24 protein-coding genes and 1 tRNA gene are annotated in these 25,932 nt (G+C 45.5%); 17 read left to right on the top strand and 8 right to left on the bottom strand.

The window, feature by feature from the left end; all coding sequences use genetic code 11:
• Positions 1 to 327: 327 nt before the first annotated feature.
• A complete protein-coding gene (katG, locus tag DN062_RS00575; RefSeq protein WP_112156607.1) occupies positions 328 to 2,538 on the bottom strand; it encodes a catalase/peroxidase HPI in 2,211 nt (736 codons plus the stop codon).
• A 308-nt stretch (positions 2,539 to 2,846) separates the two neighbouring features.
• Between katG and DN062_RS00580 the strand changes: the two genes are divergently transcribed.
• Positions 2,847 to 3,623 (top strand): thermonuclease family protein, encoded by a 777-nt coding sequence (locus DN062_RS00580; protein WP_112156608.1) that lies wholly within the window; start codon positions 2,847 to 2,849, stop codon positions 3,621 to 3,623.
• 54 nt (positions 3,624 to 3,677) lie between these two features.
• Here the strand turns inward: DN062_RS00580 and DN062_RS00585 are convergent, their stop codons facing one another.
• Complete coding sequence (locus DN062_RS00585) at positions 3,678 to 4,010, bottom strand: hypothetical protein (RefSeq protein WP_112156609.1); 333 nt, start codon at positions 4,008 to 4,010, stop codon at positions 3,678 to 3,680.
• Positions 4,011 to 4,021: 11 nt separating this feature from the next.
• On the bottom strand, positions 4,022 to 5,359 hold the full coding sequence (locus tag DN062_RS00590) for an NAD(P)/FAD-dependent oxidoreductase (protein ID WP_112156610.1): 1,338 nt from the start codon (positions 5,357 to 5,359) through the stop codon (positions 4,022 to 4,024).
• A gap of 244 nt (positions 5,360 to 5,603) precedes the next feature.
• On the opposite strand from DN062_RS00590, the gene DN062_RS00595 reads away from it, so the two are divergent.
• On the top strand, positions 5,604 to 7,208 hold the full coding sequence (locus tag DN062_RS00595) for a response regulator (RefSeq protein ID WP_275668077.1): 1,605 nt from the start codon (positions 5,604 to 5,606) through the stop codon (positions 7,206 to 7,208).
• Positions 7,209 to 7,220: 12 nt separating this feature from the next.
• Here the strand turns inward: DN062_RS00595 and DN062_RS00600 are convergent.
• The 4 genes from DN062_RS00600 to flgA all read right to left on the bottom strand — a co-directional run bounded on the left by DN062_RS00600 (position 7,221) and on the right by flgA (position 8,911).
• Positions 7,221 to 7,296: transfer RNA gene (locus DN062_RS00600), tRNA-Arg, on the bottom strand.
• A 67-nt stretch (positions 7,297 to 7,363) separates the two neighbouring features.
• Complete coding sequence (locus tag DN062_RS00605; RefSeq protein ID WP_112156611.1) at positions 7,364 to 7,849, bottom strand: flagella synthesis protein FlgN; 486 nt, start codon at positions 7,847 to 7,849, stop codon at positions 7,364 to 7,366.
• 5 nt (positions 7,850 to 7,854) lie between these two features.
• Positions 7,855 to 8,166, bottom strand: a complete 312-nt coding sequence (flgM, locus tag DN062_RS00610) for a flagellar biosynthesis anti-sigma factor FlgM (RefSeq protein WP_112156612.1) — start codon at positions 8,164 to 8,166, stop codon at positions 7,855 to 7,857.
• A gap of 127 nt (positions 8,167 to 8,293) precedes the next feature.
• On the bottom strand, positions 8,294 to 8,911 hold the full coding sequence (gene flgA / locus DN062_RS00615) for a flagellar basal body P-ring formation chaperone FlgA (RefSeq protein WP_239995641.1): 618 nt from the start codon (positions 8,909 to 8,911) through the stop codon (positions 8,294 to 8,296).
• Positions 8,912 to 9,054: 143 nt separating this feature from the next.
• Between flgA and DN062_RS00620 the strand changes: the two genes are divergently transcribed.
• The 15 genes from DN062_RS00620 (at position 9,055) to DN062_RS00690 (ending at position 25,462) form a co-directional block, all read left to right on the top strand.
• Positions 9,055 to 9,993, top strand: a complete 939-nt coding sequence (locus DN062_RS00620; protein ID WP_112156614.1) for a chemotaxis protein CheV — start codon at positions 9,055 to 9,057, stop codon at positions 9,991 to 9,993.
• A 17-nt stretch (positions 9,994 to 10,010) separates the two neighbouring features.
• Positions 10,011 to 10,850 (top strand): CheR family methyltransferase, encoded by an 840-nt coding sequence (locus tag DN062_RS00625; protein ID WP_112156615.1) that lies wholly within the window; start codon positions 10,011 to 10,013, stop codon positions 10,848 to 10,850.
• Between the two features lie 184 nt (positions 10,851 to 11,034).
• Positions 11,035 to 11,433 (top strand): flagellar basal body rod protein FlgB, encoded by a 399-nt coding sequence (gene flgB / locus DN062_RS00630; protein WP_112156616.1) that lies wholly within the window; start codon positions 11,035 to 11,037, stop codon positions 11,431 to 11,433.
• Between the two features lie 2 nt (positions 11,434 to 11,435).
• Positions 11,436 to 11,873 (top strand): flagellar basal body rod protein FlgC, encoded by a 438-nt coding sequence (gene flgC, locus DN062_RS00635; RefSeq protein WP_112156617.1) that lies wholly within the window; start codon positions 11,436 to 11,438, stop codon positions 11,871 to 11,873.
• Positions 11,874 to 11,891: 18 nt separating this feature from the next.
• A complete protein-coding gene (locus DN062_RS00640; RefSeq protein WP_112156618.1) occupies positions 11,892 to 12,563 on the top strand; it encodes a flagellar hook assembly protein FlgD in 672 nt (223 codons plus the stop codon).
• Between the two features lie 15 nt (positions 12,564 to 12,578).
• A complete protein-coding gene (locus DN062_RS00645; protein ID WP_112156619.1) occupies positions 12,579 to 14,738 on the top strand; it encodes a flagellar hook-basal body complex protein in 2,160 nt (719 codons plus the stop codon).
• A 164-nt stretch (positions 14,739 to 14,902) separates the two neighbouring features.
• The gene (flgF, locus tag DN062_RS00650) at positions 14,903 to 15,646 is read left to right on the top strand and encodes a flagellar basal-body rod protein FlgF (RefSeq protein WP_112156620.1); all 744 of its coding nucleotides are present in this window, start codon (positions 14,903 to 14,905) and stop codon (positions 15,644 to 15,646) included.
• A gap of 18 nt (positions 15,647 to 15,664) precedes the next feature.
• Positions 15,665 to 16,444, top strand: coding sequence for a flagellar basal-body rod protein FlgG (gene flgG / locus DN062_RS00655; protein WP_112156621.1), 780 nt, complete (start codon positions 15,665 to 15,667; stop codon positions 16,442 to 16,444).
• Positions 16,445 to 16,470: 26 nt separating this feature from the next.
• Entirely contained in the window at positions 16,471 to 17,151 is a 681-nt protein-coding gene (gene flgH / locus DN062_RS00660; protein WP_112156622.1) for a flagellar basal body L-ring protein FlgH, read from the top strand.
• A 22-nt stretch (positions 17,152 to 17,173) separates the two neighbouring features.
• Positions 17,174 to 18,259: a flagellar basal body P-ring protein FlgI gene (locus DN062_RS00665; RefSeq protein ID WP_275668088.1), complete on the top strand. Its 1,086-nt coding sequence runs from the start codon at positions 17,174 to 17,176 to the stop codon at positions 18,257 to 18,259.
• Between the two features lies 1 nt (position 18,260).
• Positions 18,261 to 19,313 (top strand): flagellar assembly peptidoglycan hydrolase FlgJ, encoded by a 1,053-nt coding sequence (flgJ, locus tag DN062_RS00670; protein WP_112156624.1) that lies wholly within the window; start codon positions 18,261 to 18,263, stop codon positions 19,311 to 19,313.
• A gap of 81 nt (positions 19,314 to 19,394) precedes the next feature.
• On the top strand, positions 19,395 to 21,401 hold the full coding sequence (gene flgK / locus DN062_RS00675) for a flagellar hook-associated protein FlgK (protein ID WP_112156625.1): 2,007 nt from the start codon (positions 19,395 to 19,397) through the stop codon (positions 21,399 to 21,401).
• Positions 21,402 to 21,413: 12 nt separating this feature from the next.
• The gene (gene flgL / locus DN062_RS00680; protein WP_112156626.1) at positions 21,414 to 22,676 is read left to right on the top strand and encodes a flagellar hook-associated protein FlgL; all 1,263 of its coding nucleotides are present in this window, start codon (positions 21,414 to 21,416) and stop codon (positions 22,674 to 22,676) included.
• Positions 22,677 to 22,695: 19 nt separating this feature from the next.
• On the top strand, positions 22,696 to 22,956 hold the full coding sequence (locus DN062_RS00685) for a TIGR03643 family protein (RefSeq protein ID WP_112156627.1): 261 nt from the start codon (positions 22,696 to 22,698) through the stop codon (positions 22,954 to 22,956).
• A 151-nt stretch (positions 22,957 to 23,107) separates the two neighbouring features.
• Positions 23,108 to 25,462, top strand: a complete 2,355-nt coding sequence (locus DN062_RS00690; protein ID WP_133256728.1) for a bifunctional diguanylate cyclase/phosphodiesterase — start codon at positions 23,108 to 23,110, stop codon at positions 25,460 to 25,462.
• 15 nt (positions 25,463 to 25,477) lie between these two features.
• Here DN062_RS00690 and DN062_RS00695 read toward each other — a convergent pair whose 3' ends face one another.
• The gene (locus DN062_RS00695; protein WP_112156629.1) at positions 25,478 to 25,927 is read right to left on the bottom strand and encodes an RrF2 family transcriptional regulator; all 450 of its coding nucleotides are present in this window, start codon (positions 25,925 to 25,927) and stop codon (positions 25,478 to 25,480) included.
• Positions 25,928 to 25,932 lie beyond the last annotated feature (5 nt).

Consider the following 25,932-nt stretch of genomic DNA (forward strand, 5'->3'; position numbering starts at 1 on the left):
GGCCCCTAAACAGTATCGAAACACCTTGGCCTTGAAGCCATGTGTACTTTATACGCACAACGTATCATGAATAAAAATGATATTATTTCATTAATTAATGATATTAATTCATCATTTGTGCATTTTGAACGTTTAGCAGGAGGAGGGGTGATACTGATGTCAGCCGTATGAAAGCCTTGTGGAAGTCATGCTAGCAGGCAGCAAAAGGGATCGGCAGAGACAACTGATTAGATGAGGTGTCGCTTTTACGTAGGGTGCTGTCAGAGGGGTGAGGCAGTAACGCCTCACCCTGCTTGATATGACAAGTGTCAGCTTAGCGGAGGTTCATCACGCAAGATCAAAGCGATCCGCATTCATGACTTTATTCCAGGCTTTCACAAAGTCTTTAACGAACTTTTCTTTGGCATCATTTTGAGCATAGGCCTCAGTTAATGCGCGTAATTGTGAGTTGGAGCCAAAGACTAAATCGACTCGTGTTGCTGTCCATTTAACCGTGCCTGTTTGTCTGTCTAAGCCTTCGAAGAGGTCCTTATCAGAAGAGGTTGGACGCCATACGGTTTCCATATCAACCAGATTCAGGAAGAAGTCGTTTGTGAGTTGACCGGGGGTTTTGGTCAATACACCGTCTGTTCTTCCTGCATAGTTGGCTCCGAGTACGCGTAATCCACCGATGAGGACGGTCATCTCTGGTGCACTTAACCCGAGAAGTTGAGCCTTGTCGATTAACATTTCTTCGTCAGAGACCACAAACTTGGCTTTCGCATAGTTACGGAAACCATCGGCTTCAGGCTCAAGAGGAGCAAAGGATTCAACATCGGTTTGCTCCGCTGTGGCATCCGTACGCCCAGGTACAAACGGAACACCAATATTATGTCCTGCATTACGAGCGGCTTGTTCGATAGCTGCTGCACCGCCCAAAACAATTAAGTCTGCTAGAGAAACCTGCTTGTTTGTTGTTTGCGCAGCGTTAAAGTCTGCCTGAATGCCTTCTAAAGTAGCGAGCACCTTTGCCAGTTGCTCAGGTTGATTGGATTGCCAATCTTTTTGCGGTGCTAAACGAATGCGGGCGCCGTTTGCTCCACCACGCTTATCGGAATCGCGATAAGTAGAGGCTGACGACCAAGCCGTATAGACCAGTTCAGACACACTTAAACCGGATGTCAAAATCTTGGCTTTGAGGGTCGCGATGTCCTCAGCATTGATTATTTCATAATCGGCAGTAGGAACAGGGTCTTGCCAGATTAAGTCTTCGGCGGGTACTTCAGGGCCTAAATAACGCACTTTAGGACCCATATCACGATGCGTTAACTTGAACCAAGCACGTGCAAAGGCATCCGCAAACTCATCTGGGTTTTTATGAAAATGCTCTGAAATCTTACGGTATTCAGGATCTTCGCGCATGGCCATGTCTGCTGTTGTCATCATGATGCCAACAGGAATTGAGGCATCCTCTGCATCAGGGGCATGGTCTTTTTCAGCAAGATTAATAGGAGCCCATTGTTGAGCGCCTGCAGGGCTCTTAACCAGTTTCCACTCATAACCAAACAGAACATCGAAGTAGCCCATGTCCCATTGGGTTGGGTTGGGTGTCCATGCACCTTCTAAACCACTGGTAATGCTGTCACGGCCTTTCCCGCTTCCAAAGCTGCTTTTCCAGCCCAGTCCCATTTCTTCGATATCAGCGGCTTCTGGTTCTGGACCAACATGCGATGCATCACCGGCGCCATGAGTCTTACCAAAGGTATGTCCACCCGCCGTCAGCGCAACGGTTTCATAGTCATTCATTGCCATGCGAGCAAAGGTTTCACGTATGTCTTTTGCCGATGCCAATGGGTCTGGATTGCCATCCGGGCCTTCGGGGTTAACATAGATTAAGCCCATTTGCACAGCCGCCAAGGGGCTTTCCAATTCGCGATTGCCGCTGTAGCGTTTGTTGCCTAACCACGTGTCTTCAGCGCCCCAGTAAATATCCTCTTCTGGAGCCCAAATGTCTTTACGACCACCACCAAAACCAAAGGTTTTGAAACCCATGGACTCTAAAGCGACATTGCCGGCTAAAATAAACAAGTCTGCCCAAGACAGTTTGTTGCCATACTTTTGTTTAACAGGCCACAATAAACGACGGGCTTTGTCCAAGTTGGCATTATCAGGCCAGCTGTTAAGGGGAGCAAAGCGTTGATTGCCGGTTGAAGCTCCCCCACGTCCATCTGAAGTTCGGTAGGTACCAGCCGCATGCCAAGCCATACGTATCATGAAAGGACCGTAGTGACCGTAGTCTGCTGGCCACCAGTCTTTTGAATCGGTCATCACATCCGCTAAGTCTTTTTTCACTTCAGCTAGATTAAGTGACTTGAAGGCCTCGGCGTAATTAAAATCATCACCCATTGGGTCAGCTTTAGCGCTGTGTTGATGCAAAATGCTTAAGTTGAGTTGATTAGGCCACCAGTCGTTATTGCCTGTGCCTTTGCTGCCCATCGTTGTGCGGCTACCGTGCATGACGGGGCATTTGCCTGCGGTATCCATAGTATTGCTGCTCATCTGTTTCTCCACTCATTCATTCACACGCGGGCTCTATTTCAATAGAAAGCCCACGAAGGGTTGGTGTAGATTCGTGTAATGACAGTGATGATGTTTGAATGTTTATTTAAGGAAAACATCATTCACTGTTCGCTGTTAACCTTAGTCCAAATGTGGTGAATTCTCTATCGATTCCCGATTGTATTTCCTTAAGGCGCTAATAGATTCAGTTAATTAGATGATTGATATCAATTGCTTTTTGCTAGAATGTTCTTAGGTTGTATGTTAGTTTTTTGTACCTTTTTCAGTGGGGTAAAACGGAGATAAAAATGTTGAAATCCATGCGCTGGCTGGGCTTGTTTTTTTTCGTGCTCAGTCATGAAGCATTTGCAGAGCCATGTCCTCCTAGTGCTACAACCCAATCCGCTCAGGTTCGCTATGTGATTGATGCTGATACAGTTGTTCTTGAAAGTGGTGAGCGTGTACGCCTATTAGGGATAGATGCACCAGAATTAGGGCGCAATGGACAGCCTGACGAGCCCTATGCCCGAGAAGGAAAAAAATGGTTAGAAGGAGTGCTGCGTGATCATGATCATCGCGTACTTCTGCAATATGGCCAAGAATCGAAAGACCGTTATGGGCGCTCGTTGGCTTACCTCTTTTTGCCAGATGGCACGAATCTACAGAGACGTTTGCTATCCGACGGGTGGGTGATGCAAGTCCATGTAGCACCTAATCTTGAGTTTGCCGAGTGTTTAGCGCCATTTGAGAGACAGGCAGAACAGCAGGCAAAGCGAATATGGAGTCAGAGAGAGTATTCTCCGGGTCTTTTGAGCAGCGCGATTCCAGATTCGGCAAGAGGGGCTGCAATGGTCCGTGGTAAAGTAACGCGTGTTGGGCAGTCTGCTGAGTTTATCTGGATTAATTTAGAAGGAGGGGTGGCTTTGCAGATTAGACGCTCAGATTTGCCACGATTTGATAGTCTGTCGTTAGATCAAATTGAAGGAAAAACCTTGCGTGTTCGAGGTTGGTTGATTCGAGAGAATGCGCGTCACCATGCAATACGAATTCGTGTTGAACATCCGTTGGCAATCCAACTTCTTTAGCCAAGATATTGAATTAGGATCAGCCGTGTTGAACGACTGATCCTGTATCTTTGCCTAACGGCAGCTGCGTAGGTGGCACAGAGGTCTAAGGACCATAAGAGCGTATACAGTCACCCCTAAACTACCTCCGATTAGGGCAAGCCAGTCGAAACTTGTCGCGACGTAGCCAAATTGGGAGTTAAAAATTCCAGGCATGAAAATAAAGGCCAAAATTCCAATGATTGGGCCGAAAATCCATGCAAAACGCCCATGAGTGGAAAAGCAGCGATATCCCTTTATACGACCTGCAATCTGTGCAGCAACAAGTACAGCAAGGGCGATAAGAATAAGCCATAGGTAAGGTTTAATCGCAAACCAAACAACGGTTAAAATACCAGCTAATGTCATTTTAATGCTCCTTAAACCTTACCAACCAGCATTGCGTTATATGCAGGCTGCAGCATTCTGTCTTTCATAATCCAGACAGCCCAAGACTCTTCTTTCGGATCAATAAAGGAGAAAGATGGCAAAAGTTCGCCGCCCCAGCCAAATTCAACCAGCATGGCTTTGCCAACTGCAGTGATCATTGGGCAAGAGGTGTATCCGTTATGCTTGGCTAACAAGGGTTGTCCTTTAATATGAGCAATGATGTTCGGTTCCAAAACAGAGGCCTGCATTTTGACGCTGGCGGCTGTTTTGTTGAAGGGCATGCCCATGACATCGCCAATGCCAAATACATTGCTGTAGCGAGTGTGCTGCAGTGTCTCTCGGTCAACTTCCATCCAGTTTCCAGCAAATGGACCCTCTTTAAAGATTAATTCACTCTCACGCACCGATTGTGGCGCGGCCATGTGCGGAACAACATGAAGAAAGTCATAGTCTTCTTTAACTTCGCTACCATCTTGCAGGGTAAAGGTCGCTTCTTTGCGATCTGCATCGATAGCCGTCAAACGATGAAAGTCATGTCGAGTTAACCCTTGTTCAGTCCAACGTTGTTTTACAAAGTCATTGTAGTAATCAACACTGAACACTCGATCAGAGGGTGTGAAAAAGTGCATATCGAAGCGATCACGAACTCCAGCATCTTCAAGGCGTGATAGCGTAGTGAAGGTCATTTTAAGGGGAGCGCCTGCACATTTGATGGGGGTGGGAGATAGAGTAAAGACGCCCTTTCCGCTGCCTTTGGCAATAAAGCGTTCGATTTCTTCGTTGGTTTTTGCCGCTGCTTCAATCCCAGCGTAAACACTACCAATGCCTTTTCCTTGGCCAATTAAATTAACGTCCATCCCTTCGATACGTTCATATTGAAGTTCGACACCTGTTGCAACAATCAAGTAATCGTAGGTCAGCGTTTGTCCATCATTGAGAGTGACTTGATTATTGTCGGGATCATACTCTGTTACCATTGCCCGTAGCCAATTGACTCCAGAAGGTATCCATTCAGCTGTTTTACTTAGGGTCTTGGATTTGTCCCAGACACCAGAAGCAACCAGAGTCCAACCCGGTTGGTAATGATGTTCTTGGCGAGCATCTATTAAGGTGATCTTTGCACCTTGTAAACTACGAGATAGACGGTTAGCCATGGCTAAACCGCCTGCCCCTGCACCGCTAATAACCACGTGAGCAGACGTTTGAATGGCATTTGCGCTTGCATTCCCTGCAAGGCTCAGGAGAGGGGCTGCAACAGTTGCGCCTAGACCAAGCTTGAGAAGATCTCGACGACGTTCATTAGCTGGTGGTGTTTTTTTATTGGACATACAGAAAGCTCCGAAGTCGTTCTTGAGGGAATGCATGTTGTTTAAATCAAAATGGGTGTTGCATTAGGTAATTCTATTACTTATATATCTAATGTAAATATAACTAATGTATAATCATATATATTATTTTGGAATATGTGATGATTTTTATCCCGCCGTTCAGAATTTGTTTTCCGCTAGCCTAAGCTAAGGATAAGCCGCTATACTCTTGCTTATATTCTGTAGTCGTTAAGGCACACGCAGCGTGAATCCGCGAAAAATATCATATTCCGACAAGCGCGTTCTGCTGATCGAGAGCAGTGGCAATATGCGCTCGACTATTTCACAAATGTTGCGGCAATTAGGTGTTGTCAACATTCAGGCAATGACCATTAATGAGCAAATTCTGGACACTGTCCGTGATGAAGCGTTCGATATTGTCTTATTGGGTCACAATGCGAGTGACAAAACGACCGGTATTCAGCTGTTAGAAGAGGCTCGGTTTAGAGGGTACATGCGTCCAACCTGCGGTTGGATTTTCATGACCAGTGACTCATCGCAAGCCGTTGTTCTCCACGCAATTGAAAGTAATCCAGATTATCTGATCACCAAGCCGTTTACGGTTGATGAGCTTAAATACCGTATTGATGCCTTAATTGCGCGCAAACAAGTCTTACGATCCATCGATGTTGCGATAGAGGCGGGTGATCATCAAGCGGCACTTGTGCATTGTGATGATGTTCCTGTCTATGAGCCCTGCTATGAAATTGCACAGCGGATTAAAGCCTCACTATTGATTGATTTGGGGCGTGCGGATGAAGCGCTGGATATTTTACAACAGCATTTCTGGGATATGTCGGATAAAGATACTGGCTTATGCATGGCAAAAGCGTTTATCAATCTTAATCGTTTAGATGAGGCGCTGAGTTTGCTGAATGACCTTGTTGAAGCGCATCCACTTTTAGTGCCAGCCTACGATCTACTGGCAAACGTACATGAGCGAAAAGGAGATCTAGTTTTAGCAAGAGAGACGTTAGAGGTGGCTACGTCAAGATCTCCTTTGGGCATTCCCCGGCAAATGGAGTTGGGACGGGTTGCAACCTATACACATGAGTTAAAGGTAGCGGATACAGCCTATCGGCGCTCGATTTCGTTAGGGCGTAAAAGCTGTTATCGATCTCCGGACCCTTATCTCTACCTTGCCAATATTCGTCGTTTAGAAATGCAGTCAGCTGAGCCCAAAGACAAGATTGAGCTCGAAAATAAAATGATGACTTTGCTGAATCTTGCCGAATATTCCTTTCCAAAAGATTTAGCTTTTAAAGCTAGAGCTGCTTTATTGAAAGCGAAATGGTGTGAAGATAATCAAAACAATGAACAGGCTGCAGAGTTTCTTCAGCAAGCAGAGCGGATTAATAGAACCTTAGTCAGCCCTTTGAATTTACAAAGAGAAATGCTCATTGTCAGTGGTGATGCAGTCCCGATTTTAGAAGAAAAAGTCGATCAAACCGCGCTGCCTGATAAGGTAAACTTCGATCCAGTGATGAGTGATAAGGTCAATCGACTGGCAAGTAAGCATTATATGGCTGGCAAATACGGTCAGGCACTGCGTTACTTGAATTTAGCAATCGACTACAACCCAACCAACGCAACAGTCATGCTGAATCTAGCTCAATTGTACCTAGAGGTTGCTCGTGATAATGAGGTTAACCGTGAATCACGATTGAAAATGGTAAAGCGCTTTTTAAAGCTTACTCAGAAGTCAGCGTTGACGGAAGAAGAGAAAGTAAGGCAGCGTCAGTTGATTTACTACTTTACTAAACCGCTCACGAATCTTCCCAAAGGCTCGTTGCACGCATTGTTAAAGTAGAGAAGAGCGATATGGTCTCCCCACAGGGACTCGAACCCCGATCTGGCCCTTAGGAGGGGCCCGTTCTATCCGGTTGAACTATAGGGAGATTTCTGAGTATTCTATCGAATTTGGTTAAGTAAAACTAGAGTAAAGACTGGAAGTTATGTCTTAAGTTAAGCTTTACCAATGCGCCGTTGAGCAGAGTAGTGGCCTTTGCTGCCTTGTTGGTCGTACAGAGCATTCGCCGTATGCTGGCCCTGTAATAAATTTAGCAGTTGGTCTACATTGGCTTTGTTGCGTGACACAACTTGCTCGTTGCGCTCGTTAGCAAATCGGATTTGACTAAGAAGGTGTGTCAAATGCGTCCAGTTTTCAATTAACGGGCCGCGTTCTGATAAGGATAGGGTGTTCGAAAACTGTTTGAATCCATCTTCAGATGGAGTGAAGCCTAATAACGTCAGTGATTGATTGCGCTCTAAAATGCTGCTTTCGATCTCGCGCAACACTTGGTGTTTACGCTGAGTCATGTCATTGAGTGCGTCCAGGTCCCTTGAAACGATAATCGAAAGCTCGTCCTCCAATAACTGGTGGAGTTTTTCAAAGAGCTCAATCCCTTCGCTGACCTGTTGGATGAAACGCTGTGAAGATGCGTCTGCCATACAGGTCAAGCAAAGAGTTTGTCAAACTGCAGAAGTTTGTCTGCAAGTTTTTCGTTGTTAATGGAGTAGCTGCCATCAGCAATGGCGGCTTTGATTTCAGCGACCCGTGCTGCATTAACGTCAGGAGCTCCTTCCGCTGCTTTGCCTGCAGACTGTATCGCCTGTGCCGCATCGCTTAAGCGAACGGTATCCTTTGGCGGTGCCTGTGTGCCTCCTGCAGACGATTTGGATTGAGTCGATGGTGAGTTCGCGTCACCGGGTTTATTTCGACTCGCAGATGTCTGGTTAGAGGATAGGCTGTTGAATTCGATAGCCATCCTAAATTACCTCGTAAACTGTGTATAGCAAGGGTATCGACTCGTTTCTGAAATTCTTTAGTAAAAAAATAGGTTTTTTTATCGAAAAAAGCAATTCAACTGGTTTTGCCATCCTATTATAGTGTGATTACTGAACCCTCACCACTCCAGGCGCGATAATTATCGCTCTGACCTCGTTGCCAGATTGGCTATTTTGTACACGAATTTGTTGCTGCTGTCGTCCATCTTCTAGTGCTATGCCTGGCATCCGAATCGTAAGTGCACCTCTTTGTGCTTCAATCATCACTCGATCACCTCTTGAAACCAGCATAGCGACCTCGAGCATCCGGGCGTTGATGACCTGATCGCTACCAATTTGACGTCTGACTTGCTTCCCGATGACATCTTGCTCCCGTGTAAAATAATCCTGGCCGAGGCGTGAAATATCTTGTTCAACCAGTTTAATATCTGCTGCGCTAATCCGGGTATTGCGTACTAAAGGTTTTGCACTCACAACGACGGTCATCAATTGTCGTACTTGTGCTGTAACGAACAAGCTCCAAAAAGGCTGGTGGCAAGTTGCTTTAGCCGTTACTCTTTGGCCACTGTTAAAGGGAATTTGGATTTCCAGTGGATGCTCGCATGCAGCGAGAGTAAGGTTTTGATTGACGGGATTTATGCTGACGTCTAACCTGCTTTCAGGGAGACGTGTGCTAAACTCATGAATGATAGCCTCTTCAACCTGTTGTTGAATAGATTCAGGCAATTCGATCGCGAGGCTAGACGTTGATTTTAAAAAAATAAGCAAAAATATTAAAACTAATGGTAAATTATGTGAATTCACGTGTATGTTCAGCCTTAACAGGTGGATGTCACTTATGTATGAACGGTCTTGGGGTTTGATGAATCATGTCATCTATATTAGATAGTGTAAACCTACGTACGCAGATGGTTGGCCAAAACCGGCTTGAATTGTTGCTTTTTGGCCTCGAGACCAGTCAGCGTTATGGCATTAACGTGTTTAAAGTGCGTGAAGTCTTGCAGTGTCCTGAGTTGACAGAGGTTCCTAGAAAGACAAGTGTAATCAAGGGGATGGCTCATATTCGAGGAGAGACAATTCCTGTTCTGGACTTATCTGAGGCGATAGGCCGGAGCCCGGTGCCCGCTGAAGATGAGCGCCGTTGTTTTTTAATTGTGGCTGAGTATAACAAGCGCACTTTAGCCTTTCTTGTCCGAAAAGTGGATCGAATCCTGAACACCAATTGGGATCAGATCATGGCACCGCCTGCAGAAATAGGTTCAGACAATTACTTGACGGCCGTGTTTGAGTTCGAGAAAAAGCTAATCGAGATTATCGATGTCGAGCAAATCCTGGCCGATATTTACCCTGCATCAACGGATGTCAGTGATGACATTGCCACCGAAAAAGTTAAAAAAGCCGCGCATGAGTTGCACGTTTTGATTTGCGATGATTCTCAAGTCGCTCGTAATCAAATGCAGCGCAGCCTCGAAAATCTTGGTGTGAAGGTAACATCCGCTAAAAATGGTCGCGAGGCTTGGTTGATGTTAAAGGATATGGCCGCTAGAGGTGTTGATGTTGAACAATATTACCTGATGTTGATTTCGGATATCGAGATGCCAGAGATGGATGGTTATACCTTAACATCAATGATTCGTAACGATACACGGATGCAACGTATGCACATTATTTTGCATACATCTTTGAGTGGTGGTTTTAACGTATCTATGGTTAAAAAAGTTGGAGCCGATGGTTTCTTAGCTAAGTTTAATCCTGACGAACTTGCCTCTGTTGTGGTTAAACGTATTGAAGCGGTCAGCAAACGCTGATTTAGCAAGGGGGCTGCGTGAGAACAGGATTCACGATCACATCTGACGAGTTCAAAAACTTTAGTCAGTTTCTTGAGAAAAGCTGTGGCATTTTATTAGCCGAGCACAAACAATATCTTGTGCAAAGCCGCTTGAGCAAAATTATGCAAAAGGAGGGCTTTACAACATTAAGTGAGTTAGTGAGTCGGCTTAATTCCATGGGCGGAAATCTCCTCAAAGAGCAGGTCATCGACGCGATGACGACCAATGAAACCTTGTGGTTTAGAGACATTCATCCGTATGAAATACTCAAAGACAAGCTCTTAGCTGAAATCGCCAGCGGTCAGCCAATGCAAAAGCTGCGGATTTGGTCTGCGGCTTGTTCGAGTGGTCAAGAGCCTTACTCAATCAGTATGGTTATTGAAGAGTTTAGGCAGTCACGCTCGGGTGCTTTTTCGGCAGGCCAAGAAATTGTCGCCACAGATATCTCTTCAGTGATTTTAGATCAGGCGAAGCGTGGCGAGTATGAGATGTTGGCGCTTGGGCGAGGTCTGTCGCAGGATCGTTTGAATCGTTTTTTTAGGAAAAATCCTGAAGGGAGCTGGACGATTAAGCCTGAAATTAAGGCGCGTGTTAAGTTTCAGAGTCTCAATCTATTGGGTCAGTATTCTTCGTTAGGCCAATTTGACATTATTTTCTGTCGAAACGTACTGATCTATTTTTCATCGGATGTTAAAACTGAAATTTTGAGAAAAATGCATAAGCAGCTCAAGCCTGGAGGATATCTTATTTTAGGTGCCTCTGAGTCCTTATCAGGATTACCCGATTTGTATCGCATGATTCATTGCCGCCCTGGCATCATTTACCAGAGCATTTAACTTGCCGCTTAAGTGGCAGACTCTTGCCGCTTTTCCCTTCCTAATAATGATGGATAGACTTCTATCATTATTAGTGTTCAATAAAATCAATGCATTATGCTTAATGGCACGCCAATTGCTTTAGTTGTTGTAAAGCGCATCTTCGTCATCGCTTCTCAAGATTTAAACGGGTAAGGTCAAGGCTATGTCAATTAATTTCAAATCAGCTCTCGGCATACATGCAGACGCTCTGACGTTTAGAGCGCATCGTGCTGAGGTGTTAGCAAATAACATTGCGAACTCTGACACCCCTAACTTTAAAGCGCGTGATGTCGATTTTAAGCAAGTGCTTGAAAGCAAGATGACGCACAGTCCGTTGCATTTGCAAAAAACACAAGGTGGGCATCTGGATGGGTTGGTGAATCCTGATTTTGCCGCAGACCTGATGTACCGTATTCCCTTTCAACCTGCGGTTGATGGCAACACGGTAGAAGTGCAGGAAGAAATTAGTCGATTTACCGATAACTCTTTGCGTTATCAAGCGAGCTTTGAGTTTTTGAATAGTCGGTTCAGTGGGCTTAAAAAAGCCATAAAGGGTGAATAAGTATGTCTTTGTCGAATGTATTTGGGATTGCTGGTTCTGCCATGAGTGCTCAAACCATACGCTTGAACACTACAGCCAGTAACATGGCAAATGCTGAGAGTGTCAGTTCTAGCGAAGGTGAAACCTACAGAGCCCGCAAACCTGTATTTGCATTGAAGGCGCCTGAAATCAGTCAGTTGGGTGAAACACCCACAGGGCTAGTGCCAGGTCAAGGTGTACAGGTGTTGGATGTCATCGAAAGTCAAACACCACTTCGCATGGCGTATGAGCCAAACCATCCTTTATCAAATGAGCAAGGTTATGTTTTTTATCCAAACGTTAATGTCATTGAAGAAATGGCGGATATGATTTCCGCATCACGTTCATTTCAGATCAATGCAGATGTGCTGAATACGACTAAGCAGATGCTGCAGAAGACCATGACCTTAGGTCAAGGCTAAGTCTCAGAGGGTTAAGAGATGAGCACTATTAACACGAACAACAATATATTTGACCAGATAAATCGTGACAATCAATCGTCACAGGTCAAAAAATCTGACGGCACTGATGACAATCAAATGTTTATGAAACTCTTGATTGCACAGTTGCAGAATCAGGATCCAACCAATCCATCTGACACCTCTGATTTTATGCAGCAGATCTCCAGCATGACCATGGTTGAGTCTATGACGGGCATGGCTAAGACGTTTGAAACTATGAGTAATAGTTTGCTCAGTAGTCAAAGTGCACTCCAAGCATCATCCATGGTAGGGCAAAGGGTGTTTGTGAACACAGATATTGCTCTGTTAAATCAGGCAGGGGGTGCGCTGCCGGGTACGGTCAATTTAGAGACTCCCACAACTAGCTTGCGTGTCTCTGTTTATGATCAGGGAGGCAACTTGGTTGATCAAGTTAATATGGGCTCAGCATCCTCTGGTGAGCGAAGCTTTGTTTGGAATGCGAATGAAGAAGTTCCCGCCGGAAGCTATCAAGTGATTGCGGAAGCCTTTGATGGTGATAAGTATGTACAAGTTGATACTTGGATGCCGTTTACAGTGAACAGTGTGTCCTTAGGTCAAAATGGGATCGGAATGAAGGTGAATACCGCCATTGGCGCGATTAACTTTAGTGACGTCAAACAGTTAGGTTAAAGTGAGGTAAAAGTCATGTCATTCAATACAGCCGTTACAGGTCTTAAGGCCGCCTCCACAATGTTGGACGTTACGGGTAACAACATCGCAAACGTTGCAACCACGGGCTTTAAATCATCCCGTACCCAGTTTGCAGATTTATATGCTACATCTGTAGTGGGCGCTGGTTCGAGCAATACACCCGGATCAGGTGTTACAGTTGCCGGCATAGGTCAGGACTTTAGTGCAGGAACGATTGAGTTCACCAATAACAATCTTGATTTGGCTATCAACGGCTCTGGCTTTTTTCAGTTAGATGATGGTCGTGGGTCTGTTACCTATACTCGTGCAGGCTCGTTTGAGTTAGATCGTAATGGTTTAATTGTATCTCCTAGCGGAAAGTTCTTACAAGGTTACGGTTTAGATCAGCAAGGTAATCAGTTACCTATTGGTAATCTAGCAGTTAAAGATAAAGAAAGTCTGCCTAAAGCCACTAACAATATTAATCTTGCAGTTAATATCGATGCGCGTGCTGATGCAACGACCCTGACTCCCACATACAATAAAGATGATCCAAGTTCATTTACCTACTCGACTACTGTTAGAACCTACGATAGTTTGGGTAACCCACAAACGCTCAAATATAATTTTGCAGAGCAGCGGCCAGTTCGAGAGTTGTTTGTATTTGATGTGAAATTAACTGACGATGCGAATCCACCAGTACCATTACCAAATCAGTATCCGAGAATTGCAGGTGTGCAGTTGGTTGCAGATGATTTTGATGCCAATGGGCGATTGATTGACAACTCGGGTGCAGTACCACCTGCCGTTGCGACTAACGGTTTCAATGAATTATCTTTAGCTGATAATCGAATTGATTTGTCGACTGTTCGCTATGATGTTGCAAGTGGACGGCTTAACTTTGAGTTTAAATCTTGGGCATCTGATACAGGTGATGTTTTAGTTCAAAATGAAGATCAAATTAGTTCAACAAAGTTTAATACGCTCGTGGCGGATCGTTTCCGTGAGGCGAATGAGACACGGACTTATGATATAAATCTAAGGACTGTGGCTGGTACACCATTTGTTCCTGCTGATCCGGGTGATCCGGCGGCAGTACCACCTATACCTCCTACTCCAGCCATCCCTGCTACACCTGATCAGTTTAGTAAGAGTGAGGCTATAGGTACAACAGGTAACATTTTATTAGCTGGTGTTACTATTCCGATTGCGGCCGCAAATACAGCTGAACAAATTGCGCAAGCTATCAAAAACCGTGAAGCACAAATATTAGACCGCAATCCTGAGATTGAGTCTGTTGAGATTAATACGCTTGGAGCTGTGCCAACGGTTACACTGAAGTTTAAAGCAGATGTTGGTAATCTTGATAATTCTTCCCCAGTTTACAAGCCACGTTTAACCCTGACAGATCCTCCTGCTGGTGCTGGTTTGCAATTTGGTGATAGCCTTATCACTACAGCGGTAACGGATAGTCAAATTGAAACCAGTAATATTGTCGAGGGTGATAATGATTATAACGGTTACTACCGTATGTATGCTTACCTCAATAATGTTCAGTTATTGGATATAGGTAAGCCGCAGGTTCCTGGTGCTGGTGTTGATACCGAGCCGGGTCAAATTTTGATTAAATTCAATCCGTCTAATGGTTTGCTTACCGAAGTGAATGGTGAGCAATTTCCAGCGGGTGGGCGTGCACCTACTATTCAGATCAAAGGAGCCGATCCTGCCTCTGAAACGACTGTCATCGATATGCGTTTGGATAACACGACTCAGTTCGCTTCGGCATCTATAGTAAAGTCACAGCAGCAAAACGGTTACACTAAGGGTGACTTGATTGGAGTGACATTTGCACCAACGGGTGAAATGATCGCCTCTTTTAGTAATGGTCAAGAGCAGCGCTTAGGTATTGTTGCTTTCGCGACCTTTGAAAACCAAGACGGTCTTCAGCCAGCGGGTAATACTGAGTGGATTGCGTCGTTGCAATCAGGTAATGCTATTTTGAACGCACCAGGAACGGGTTTGAACGGTACTCTGCGTTCGGCAGCACTAGAGCAATCCAACGTGGATTTGTCGACTGAACTCGTGAATTTGATTCAGGCGCAGCGTAACTTCCAAGCGAGTTCTAAAACGCTAGAAACAGCGAATAATATTACTCAGAATATTTTGAACATCTAACCTGTCTGAATCTCAGAAAAAAGCCTCTGCATTTAAGAATAGAGGCTTTTTTTTGCGCTAAATTTGGCTTGAATGTCTTCACTGGCACGTCCTTTGCTTAACCCTACTTAGAGAATACAAAAGCGGCAAGACTTAACCGCTTGTCAGCTGAATAGGAGTAAACGATGGATAAGGTGCTGTTTTTGGCCATGACGGGTGCGCGAGAAAACATGAATGCGCAACAGATTCGGTCTAATAACCTTGCAAACGTTACCACCACTGGGTTTAAGCAAGATTTTGAGCAAGCCCGATCAATGCGTGTGTTTGGCGATGGCCATACCTCACGTGTCTATGCTATGGCCGAAACACCTGGTACCAATCGTGAATCAGGTACCTTACAGCAAACAGGGCGTGTGCTAGATGTTGCCATAGTGGGTGAAGGCTGGCTAGCGGTTGAAGGGCCGGATGGCAATGAAGCTTATACACGTGCTGGCGCTCTGCAGATTAATGCGGCGAATCAGTTAGTCACAGGCAATGGTTTGCCGATTATCGGGAATGGCGGCATTCCAATCGTCATTCCAGATTATCAAAGCATCGACATTGTGAATGATGGTTCAATTACCATTCGACCTCTTGGTGATAATGCGGCGGAGTTGGCGCTTGTCGATGTGATTAAAATGGTTCGCTTAGATCCGGCCAATTCATTTAAAGGCCCAGATGGCTTGATGAGAACAGATGATCGTGTACCTATAGCACCGGCTTTGGATCTACAAATGCGTTCTGGCTACCTCGAAACCAGCAATGTGAATGCCATCGAAGAAATGACGTCCATCATCAGTTTGTCTCGACAGTACGAAATTCAAATTAAAATGATGAAAACTGCAGAAGAAAACTCAAGCGCTTCGGCTCGCTTGCTGCAAATGAGCTAATCTTAGGAGTATACAGTTATGCACGGCGCGCTTCATGTTGCTAAAACCGGTTTGAGTGCACAAGACACCAACCTTCGCGTGATTTCCAATAACCTCGCCAATGTCGGTACGGTCGGCTTTAAAAAAGATCGTGCTGTGTTTGAGGATTTGCTCTATCAAGTGCGCCGTCAGCCAGGCGCGCAGAATGCCAACGATGCTCAGCTTCCTTCTGGGTTGCAGCTAGGCCACGGTGTGCGCACGGTTAGTACACAAAAAATGTTCGAAACGGGTGACTTGCAGATTACGGATCGTTCATTTGATTTGGCCATCAACGGACGCGGTTTCTTCCAAGTTGTCCAGCCCAATGGTGAGATTGCCTATACTCGTAATGGCCAGTTCCATTTAAATGCCGACAATCAACTGGTCACGGCCGAAGGCTATGCGCTTCAACCTGCGATTGAGATCCCTGCTGGAACAGTAAATTTTAGTGTTGGGGTGAATGGTATGGTCACTACTGTTGTAAATGGCGAGTCTGTGGAGCAAGGCCCGATTGAACTTGCAGACTTCGTTAATCCAGAAGGGCTATTAGCCGTGGGGCAGAACCTGTTTCAGGAAACGGCGGCCAGTGGGCCTGCCAATGTTCTCGAAGCAGGAGTGGGTGGCGTGGGATTTATTAAACAAGGTATGCTTGAAGGTTCAAACGTCAATGCGGTTGAAGAGTTGGTCAATATGATTACCACTCAGCGTGCCTATGAAATTAACTCAAAAGTAATTTCGACCGCGGATCAGATGCTGTCGTTTGCGACTCAGCAGCTTTAAGGTTGAGTGACTTGAGGAGGGGGATAATGAAACACTTAACTCGACTGGGCTTGGTAGTGTCTGCAGCATGGATGGTGTCTGGCTGCGTAACAAAAGCACCTAAGCCAGATAATCCTTATTATGCGCCCATTCCAATGGCATCACTGGAAACACCTAAGCCAATAAATGGTGCAATTTATAATCCTTCAACAAGCATGAACCTCTACGGCGATGGTCGAGCACATCGAGTCGGCGATATTTTAACCATCGATTTAACCGAGCGGACTCAGTCATCTAAGAGCTCTAGTACATCTCTGGACAAAAGCTCTGATGTGAACGTGGCGGCTCCTACTATAATGGGCGAGCCTTTATCCATTTTTGGTCGTCCTTTGTCAGCGGGCATCAGTGGCGGAAGTACTTTTGATGGTGATTCCTCCTCAGATATGAGCAATCGCCTTAGTGGCAATATTACTGTATCCGTGCAAGAGATCTACCCAAATGGCGTGATGCTCGTTCGTGGTGAAAAATGGTTAACCCTGAATCAAGGTGATGAGTACATTCGAGTCAGTGGTTTGGTCAGGCCGCAAGATATAAAGCCAGATAATACGATCGAGTCGACTCGTTTAGCCGATGCGCGTATTACCTACAGTGGGACCGGAGCGACAGCCGATGTTAACGTAATGGGCTGGCTTTCACGCTTTTTTATTAGTGCATTAATGCCTTTCTAAGGAGACGACGATGCGATTCATAATGATACTTTGTTTGGTGTTAAGCCTAAGTATCCAAACAGCGATGGCAAATACTGCTCGTTTAAAAGACTTGGTGTCTGTGTCAGGGGTGCGAAATAACCAATTAGTAGGTTATGGTCTTGTCGTGGGGTTAGATGGTACTGGGGATAAAACGAACTTTACCTCACAGACCTTTCGTAACATGCTCAATAATTTCGGCGTCGCAATCCCGCCTAATATTAACCCTAACTCAAAAAATATTGCCGCAGTAGCAATCCATGCGGATTTACCCCCTTTTGCAAAACCGGGTCAAACGATTGATATTACCGTTTCTACAATTGGTGATGCTAAGAGTTTGAGGGGCGGATCTTTATTGATGGCTCCTCTTAAGGGCGCTGATGGGCAAGTCTATGCAATTGCTCAGGGAAACTTAATTGTTGCTGGATTTGGTGCAGAAGGCCGTGATGGTTCGCGTTTGTCGGTGAATGTTCCAAGCGTTGGGCGTATCCCGAACGGTGCATCAGTGGAGCGCGAAGTTGCCAGCGGCTTTGGTCAGGGAGACAGTTTAACCTTAAATTTGCACAGTCCAGATTTTACAACTGCACGTCGCGTCGCTGAACAGATTAATGGCTTACTAGGGCCTGAGGTTGCAGCTGCATTGGATTCAGCATCTATACGTGTTCGTGCTCCGCGAGATGCCTCCCAGCGTGTGACTTTCTTGTCCGTACTTGAAAATTTACCCATTGAAACAGCGCAAGAAACCGCTAAAGTGATCATTAACTCGCGAACAGGTACAATTGTCATAGGTCAGCATGTTCGCGTGTCGCCGGTGGCCATAACGCATGGCGGTTTAACTGTCACCATCACGGAAGAGTTTGATGTAGATCAGCCAGATCCCTTGGCACGTGGGCGTACTGTTGTTACCCCCCGTACTGGCATAGAGATTGATGAAGGTTCTGGCCGTATGTTTGAGTTTGCGCCTGGTGCGTCTTTACAGGATATCGTGGAAGCGGTTAATAATGTTGGCGCAGCCCCCGGTGACTTAATGGCAATTCTTGAAGCCCTGAAACAAGCGGGTGCTTTAAGAGCAGAATTAGTGGTTATTTAAAATGGATAGCAGCAAGCCTGTTCAAGCGCAATCGCCTCAGTTCTACACAGAGCTGAATCAGCTGAATGATTTACGTCGTAAAGCCAGCGGCGATAAAGAGGCGGCGCTTAAAGAGGTGGCACAACAGTTCGAGCAAATCTTTTTAAGCATGATGCTAAAAAGTATGCGTGATGCGAATGCAAGTTTTGCTGAAGACAATCCCTTTAATGGTAATAACACACGTTTCTATCAGGATATGTATGACCAGCAAATGACACTGGATTTGTCTCAAAACAGTCGATTAGGACTGGCCGAGATTATGGTACGTCAGTTGAGCCAAGTCGGTGATTTGCGCAATCAGAAAGACGATGATGACAAATCACCCGCTCAGATAAAGACAGATACTGAGCGCATGTTAAACACTGCCGTTGATGCGACGGCTCGTTTAGCCGCATCTGCTGTCTTAGGTAAGGCCCATACTCATGCGAGTGGTGGGGGTACGGTATCTTCTGAAACGGCGAAAGCCATCAAGGATGCTGAGCCGACAATATCGAGTCAAGCGTCTAAAACAAGCGATCTGGCAGAAAATCTCCCTCAGCGTTTTAACTCACCGGATGAATTTGTTTCAGCACTCTTACCCTTAGCTGAAAATGTCGCGAAGGATTTGGGCGTTGACCCTAAAGTGTTGTTAGCGCAAGCGGCGTTAGAAACAGGTTGGGGACGGTTCGTGATTGAAGGCAGTCATAATCTATTCAATATCAAAGCGGATCGCCGTTGGGATGGGGATAGGGTGTCAGTCTCGACCCTAGAGTATCGCCAAGGCCAGGCACAACGTGAAATGGCGTCGTTTAGATCCTATGCTAACTATGAAGAAAGCTTCAGGGATTATGTGGATTTTTTAAAAACCAATCCCCGTTATCAACAGGCGTTGCAAAATACCTCTAATCCTTCAGCCTATCTAAGAGAGTTGCAGGCGGCGGGTTATGCGACAGACCCAGCTTACGCGAAGAAAATTGAACAGATATATTCAGGCAGTGTGATGGCAAGAGCCAATATTGATACTCAAGAAGGTTGACCTTTGGCCGATATACACACAAGGGTATGGACGGAAGCGTTACCTCGCGCGTTTGAGCTGAAATTCCATCAGGAGTAGAAAATGTCATCTAATTTGTTAAATCTGGGCTTGCAGAGTATCAGAGCCAATCAATCCGCATTGTCGGTCATTGGTCAGAACATTGCTAACGTTAATACTCCTGGCTATAACCGTCAAGTGACCAACCAGTCCACTCGTGATAATCAGATGGGTGTTCAGGTTACTGATATACAACGGATTACGGATCAATTTTTAACCCGTCAATTGTGGTCTGATACGTCGTCTGCCTCCTATGCACAAACCTTTACGCTTATGGCCGATGAAATCGATAACCGTTTGGCGAGCAGCACTAGCAGTGTATCAACGGCGTTGGATAACTATTTCAAAGCCATGCAAAACGTGGTGGACGATCCTATTTCCTTACCCAATCGTGAAGTGTTTTTAGCCGAAGCGCGCGGTTTAACACAGCGCTTCAGTGAATTAAGCGACTCTTTACTTCGCCAGAATCAGACCATCAATGATCAAATGGTGGTGTACTCGCAAGAAGTATCTTCTATCGCCGCAAATATTGCGGATATGAACGAAAAAATTCGTTTGGCGAGTGCTGCGAATCGTCCGGCAAATGAGTTAAAGGATCAGCGCGATGAAATGGTTATCAAACTGTCCGAATATATGGATGTGTCCGTTGTCGACCAAGGACGAGATGAATACAGTATTTTTATTGGCAGTGGCTTACCTTTAGTCATCGGTAACAGCGCAAATGTATTAACGGCCACTCGAGGTGATCCGAACTCTGATCAGTATCAACTAAGCTTATCAATAGCGGGTCGTCCATCTGATTTATCCAATCAAATCAGCCGAGGCAAACTAGGTGGATTAATTGAGTATCGTGAAAAAATACTGGAACCCGCTCAGCAAGAATTAGGGCGGATTGCAATCTTGGTTGCAGGTTCTATGAATGATCAGCACAAGATGGGTATGGATCTAGACGGTAATCTCGGTGGAAATCTGTTTAAAAATATTAATGACGCCTCATTAACTCAACAGCGAATTACTGCGAAACGAACGAATGACAGCGACCTCTCTGCAGGAAGTGTAATTATTACGGATGCAACGAAGTTGAAGGCGAGTGATTACACCTTAGTGGTTGGATTGGATGCAGTGGCCACGATCAAACGTGAGTCAGATGGGCGCGTATTTTCACTCAGTGATATGACCAGCGTGGCTTCACCTTCAGATGTGACAGAGGGCAGCTATTATATTGACGCGAACTCTGAAACCTTGGTTGTGGCGTTGGATGGATTTAGAGCCAACTTAACCACCACAACACCGATGAGGCCGGGTGATACATTCTTGATTCAACCCGTGGCAACGGGCGCCAGTGATATTCGTACTGAATTAACAAGCGGCCGTCAATTGGCTTTGGCATCGCCGATTCGTGTAGAGGCACCTCAGGACAATACGGGAACAGGCGTTGCGACCGTTGAAATCACAGATATAAATGCGACTAGCTTCTCGGTAAAGAAAAGTTTACAACCTCCCGTTGAAGTGCGTTTTTCGAACACAGAGCCCTTGACGTTCAGTGTCTTTGACATGTCTGATCCAAACAATCCACAAGCATTGGATTTAGGTGACGGGCCGCTGGTGGGACAAGCGTTTACTCCAGGAGTGGTGATTGAACTGGATGGCTATAATGTGCGTATTAACAATCAGCCTAAATCTGGTGATCGTTTTTCGTTTGACTACAACACTGATGGAGTGTCGGACAACCGCAACGCATTGTTGATGTCAGGCTTGCAGCAAAAAGGAATGATCAATACGCAATCCTTTCAAGATATATACGGAAGTATGGTCTCCAAAGTGGGCACTGAAACCTCAGTTGCCCAGATTAATTTCCGTTCGAGCCGCTCAGTGCTGGAATCCACCATGAATGCTCGTGCGAGTGTATCAGGTGTGAATCTAGATGAAGAGGCGGCTAAATTGATACAGTATCAGCAAGCTTATCAAGCCTCTGCACAGTTAATTCGTGCCTCGCAGACTTTGTTTGACTCACTGCTGAGCGTTGTGTAATAGGAGCCTATAATGCGTATTGCCACTCAACAACAGTTCTCCAATGCTATTAACAATATGCAGCGCAACCAGCAAACTTTGTCGAAGACTCAGGAGCAAATTTCTGCGGCTAAGCGTGTGCTTAAGCCATCAGATGATCCTGTGGCTGCTGCACAGATTGTTAAGCTAGAGCGTGAATTGGCTCAGTATGATAAATTTAAAACCAATATTGATGTGACGCGAAGACGGCTTGAACTTGAAGAGACGATTCTGACTGATATTAATTTTGCGTTAGATCGCATGCGAGAACTCACCATTCAAGCGGGTAATGCAGGCTTAAGTGACAGTGATCGAACCACTGTTGCTAAAGAACTGAGGGAAATGGCTAGCTATTCTGCGAGCTTAATGAATACCAAAGACTCGCAAGGTGAGTATCTCTTTTCAGGCAGCAAAGGTCTGACTAAACCCTATGAACTGCAACCCGATGGTCGTTATCAGTTCAATGGTGATGGCGGTCAACGGATGATACAAGTCTCTAGTGATTTGTTGGTACCGTCGAATGACTCTGGCGAGTTGTTATTCGAAGCCGTCGGTCGTCGTTTGGTGGTAAAACCTGAAGGAGAGGCCAGAGATATGGTAGCCTCTGTGGGTTTTGACAATGCAGCAGACGAAGATCGTTTTAGAAGCTTTAGCGCAGGCCTTCGTGATTTACAATTGTCGCTGGAACTGACGGCAGATGCGCCTGCGAATGAATATGCCTATCGCCTTCGCGACAGTGGAGGAAATTTGGTTGCTGAAGTGGAGAATCTGTCTGATACCGATTTTCCGGTTGAAATAGCGATTGAGGGCTTAAAGATTGAGTTACAACAGCCTACACCCGCATTAAACCTAGCGACCAATCCTCAGGCCGATGTCGTGTTGAACGTCCGCAGTGAGCAAAAAAGCTTGATTGATGTCGCATTGGATTTTGCTGAAATTCTGGAACGCCCTAGAACTCCTGAAAATGCTAAAGAGCTCGCAGAAATGACGGCGAAAACCTTAGATGATTTCGTCACAGCCGCTGAGCGTAATCTTGAAGCGCGGACGGCATTGGGCGCACGCCAAAATGCATTGGATCGTGTAGAATCCTCGAATGAAGAGTTTACACTTTTCACAAAAACTGCTCTATCAAGTATCCAAGATCTTGATTATGCTACTGCGATCACTGAATTTAAAATGGCAGAAGTGACGTTGCAAGCCTCCCAAGCCACCTTTGCTCGCGTACAGAATCTGAGCTTGTTTGACTACTTGCGCTAACGTTGGATGAGATGGACATATGAATCTGATTGAAGAGTCCCGTGTTATAGAGATGGCATGGGAAGATAGAACCCCCTTTGAAGCAATTCAGCTAAACTTTGGTTTAGCTGAAGACGATGTTATAAAGTTGATGCGTAAAAACCTAAAACGTAACAGCTTTGAACTTTGGCGAACACGAGTCAGTGGCCGAAAAACAAAGCATCTTAAACTGAGAAGTTCTGCAGTGGAACGCGGATATTGCCAAGCTCAGTACAAGCAACGAACAGCAAAGTCTCGTTAGAACTCTTTGAAAAGGCTGATTTGACAAATGCGGCATCGCGTCATATCTTTCGATAGACATTTGAACTGATAACAAAATAGCGTAGGTGTTGAATCTAATACATGAAATTTGATGGGTGAGTCAAAATTCATTCAGCCGAGGGTCTCCAGCATTGATCAGGTCACTAAGAAACCGTCTTTCATTGCTGGTTGGCCTCATAACACTACCGGGCTATTTTGCAATTACGGCCGATATGCTAGAGAGCCGACAACAAGCGCTTCACTCGCTTAAGCAGCAAGTTGAGATAACGGCTAAAGACGTTGCAGGACTGCAATCCAAGATACTCTCCGATACCGAAACCTACCTGACATATCTCGTAAAACTACCTGAATTGCAAAACCCAGTTGGGTCGGCTTGCAGTGAATTTTTATCAAAGATTGTTAAGCTCAATCCGCTGTATGTGAATATCGGAGTGCCGCTAGCCAACGGTGATCTGTTGTGTAACGCTCATCCTTTGAATCGCTCGGTCAATGTATTTGATCGCCCCTATTTCCAAGAGGCACTGACCCAGCGGACTTTTTCAATTGGGACCTACCAGCTTGATCGCGCAGCGAATACCACAAGCATTAATTTCGGCTATCCAGTTATCGATACGGCCACCGATGCAGTGAGAGGCGTTGCAGTAGCTGTTGTTTCGCTGGCTTGGTGGACGCAGTATCTTGAGTCCAGCAATTTGCCAGAGTTGAGTACGGCGTTTATCACCGACAGTTTAGACACGCTGGTTGCCAATTACCCTGCCGATCCAGATGCATTGGGTCGATTGATGGCCCAGTCCAATAGTTACAATCAGGCCGAGGTGTTGTTAGGGGATGATGGTATCCGGCGGATGCAATACAGGCTTCCACTGTTACATAATAATGATAAAGAGTCATTTTCTTTGACCATTGGTGTTCCGACAGATGCTGTGCTAAATCGAATCAATCAGCGTTTCTACATGTCATTGTTGTCGTTCTCATTGGTGATGCTAGGGCTTTTCTGGGTCGCCTCTCATGTCCTAAAACGTGGGGTTTTAAAACCCATTGAGGCATTGACTGCTGCGAGTCGTAAACTACAGCGTGGTATTTTCGAACCCGACAGGGTGAATGAAGGCGTCATTGAGCTGGTTCAGTTGAAGCGGCAGTTCGAGCAGATGGCTGAAACACGTCTTGAAGCTGAACGTCAAATTTGGATTCAGGCCAATAACGACTCTCTCACCGAATTGCCCAACCGCTATTTGCTTAACTATCAGCTTTCTGAAGCCATCCATCATGCAAAGCAAGGGGGTGTACACCTGGATTTGTTGCTGCTTGATCTCGATAACTTCAAGGATATTAATGATACGCTTGGTCATGAAACCGGCGACAAAGTGCTGTGTGAGGTGGCCGGAAGGCTGAAAGGGGTCGTCAAGGCACCTGATCTTCTGGCCAGGCTAGGAGACGATGAATTTACTGTCGTACTGACACGTCATGACTATGCTGTGTCATTAGACGATTTTTGTCACCAGATATTGAAGCTGCTGGCAGAGCCGATTCACGTCCATGAGCACCGCCTTTTTGTAACCACAAGTATTGGAATTGCCTCTTACCCTGCAGACGCAGGTTGTGTTGAAGAACTCCTTAAGTCGGCTGATCAGGCAATGTTTACCGCCAAGCGAGATGGACGCAATCGGCATAGATACTTCGATCCGGCGATGCGAGAAGCCATATTGCATAAGCGTGAATTGATTGCCGATCTACGTGACGCAATTGAAACCGAGCTGGTCGTCTATTATCAGCCCATCTTTGACTGTCAATTGCAGCGGATCACTAAAGCTGAAGCCTTGGTTCGGTGGCTCCACCCTGAAAAAGGCTTGATTAGTCCAGCAGAATTTATTCCTCTTGCCGAAGAATGCGGATTGATTATAGCGATTGGCCAACGTGTGTTCGATCAAGTGTGTCAGGATCTACCTGCCTTAAAAAGCGCATACGACGATGGCTTTCAAGTCAGTATTAATGTCTCCCCGATACAGTTTGCACATGAGGAAACACAGCTGACGCAGTGGGTTCATCTACTCAATGCCCATAATCTGTCCTGCAATGACATCATTGTTGAGATTACTGAAGGTGTGATGCTGGATCCGAACTGTGAAACCATCAAAAAATTGATGGTGTTTAGGGATCATGGTATGCACGTGGCACTGGATGATTTTGGAACTGGTTATTCGTCACTTGCTTATATTTATCAATATGATATTGACTACTTCAAAATTGATCAGTGCTTCATCTCGACCCTCAAAGTCGGCTCAGATACATTGGCGCTTTGCGAAGCGATGGTCCTGATGGCACACAAGTTGGGTATTCAAGTCGTTGCGGAAGGAGTCGAAACAACCGAGCAGGCCGAGCTCATTTCAGCGATAGGCTGTGATTTCATTCAAGGCTATTTGATATCCAAACCACAGCCTTTGTCAGTGCTTGTTTCAGATCGAAAGGGGGTTGTTTTCTCTTCTTGAAATAGGCCCCCAAAACTAGCAGATTTTTAAAATCTGGATGAGCTCTTTTGATCGGCTTGTCGGTATTAAATCGGCTAAGGTGTATTGATCTAACACTGAAAAGAAAGACTCAAGCGCCTTAGCAAAAATTAACTTTAATTCACAGGTTGGGCTGATTAAGCAGCCCTTATTCAGACTTGACTCAGGATTAAAGCATTCAACTAAAGCAAGGTCTTGCTCTGTATCTCGGACTAAGTGGCCTAAATTGATGTCCTCAGGCTTACCACTTAAACGTAAGCCACCATTTTTTCCTCGAATCGCTTCTAAGTAACCTTTATTACTCAGTTCTTGAACGACTTTCATTAAATGGCTTTTCGATATGCCATAGGCATCTGCAATCTCTTTAATGGTGGTCAACTCATTTTTTTTTAAGGCAACAAAGATCAGGACTCTTAATGAGTAGTCAGTGTAGCGAGTAATATGCATGCTTA

Source organism: Nitrincola tibetensis (genome assembly GCF_003284585.1).
GTDB lineage: Bacteria > Pseudomonadota > Gammaproteobacteria > Pseudomonadales > Balneatricaceae > Nitrincola > Nitrincola tibetensis.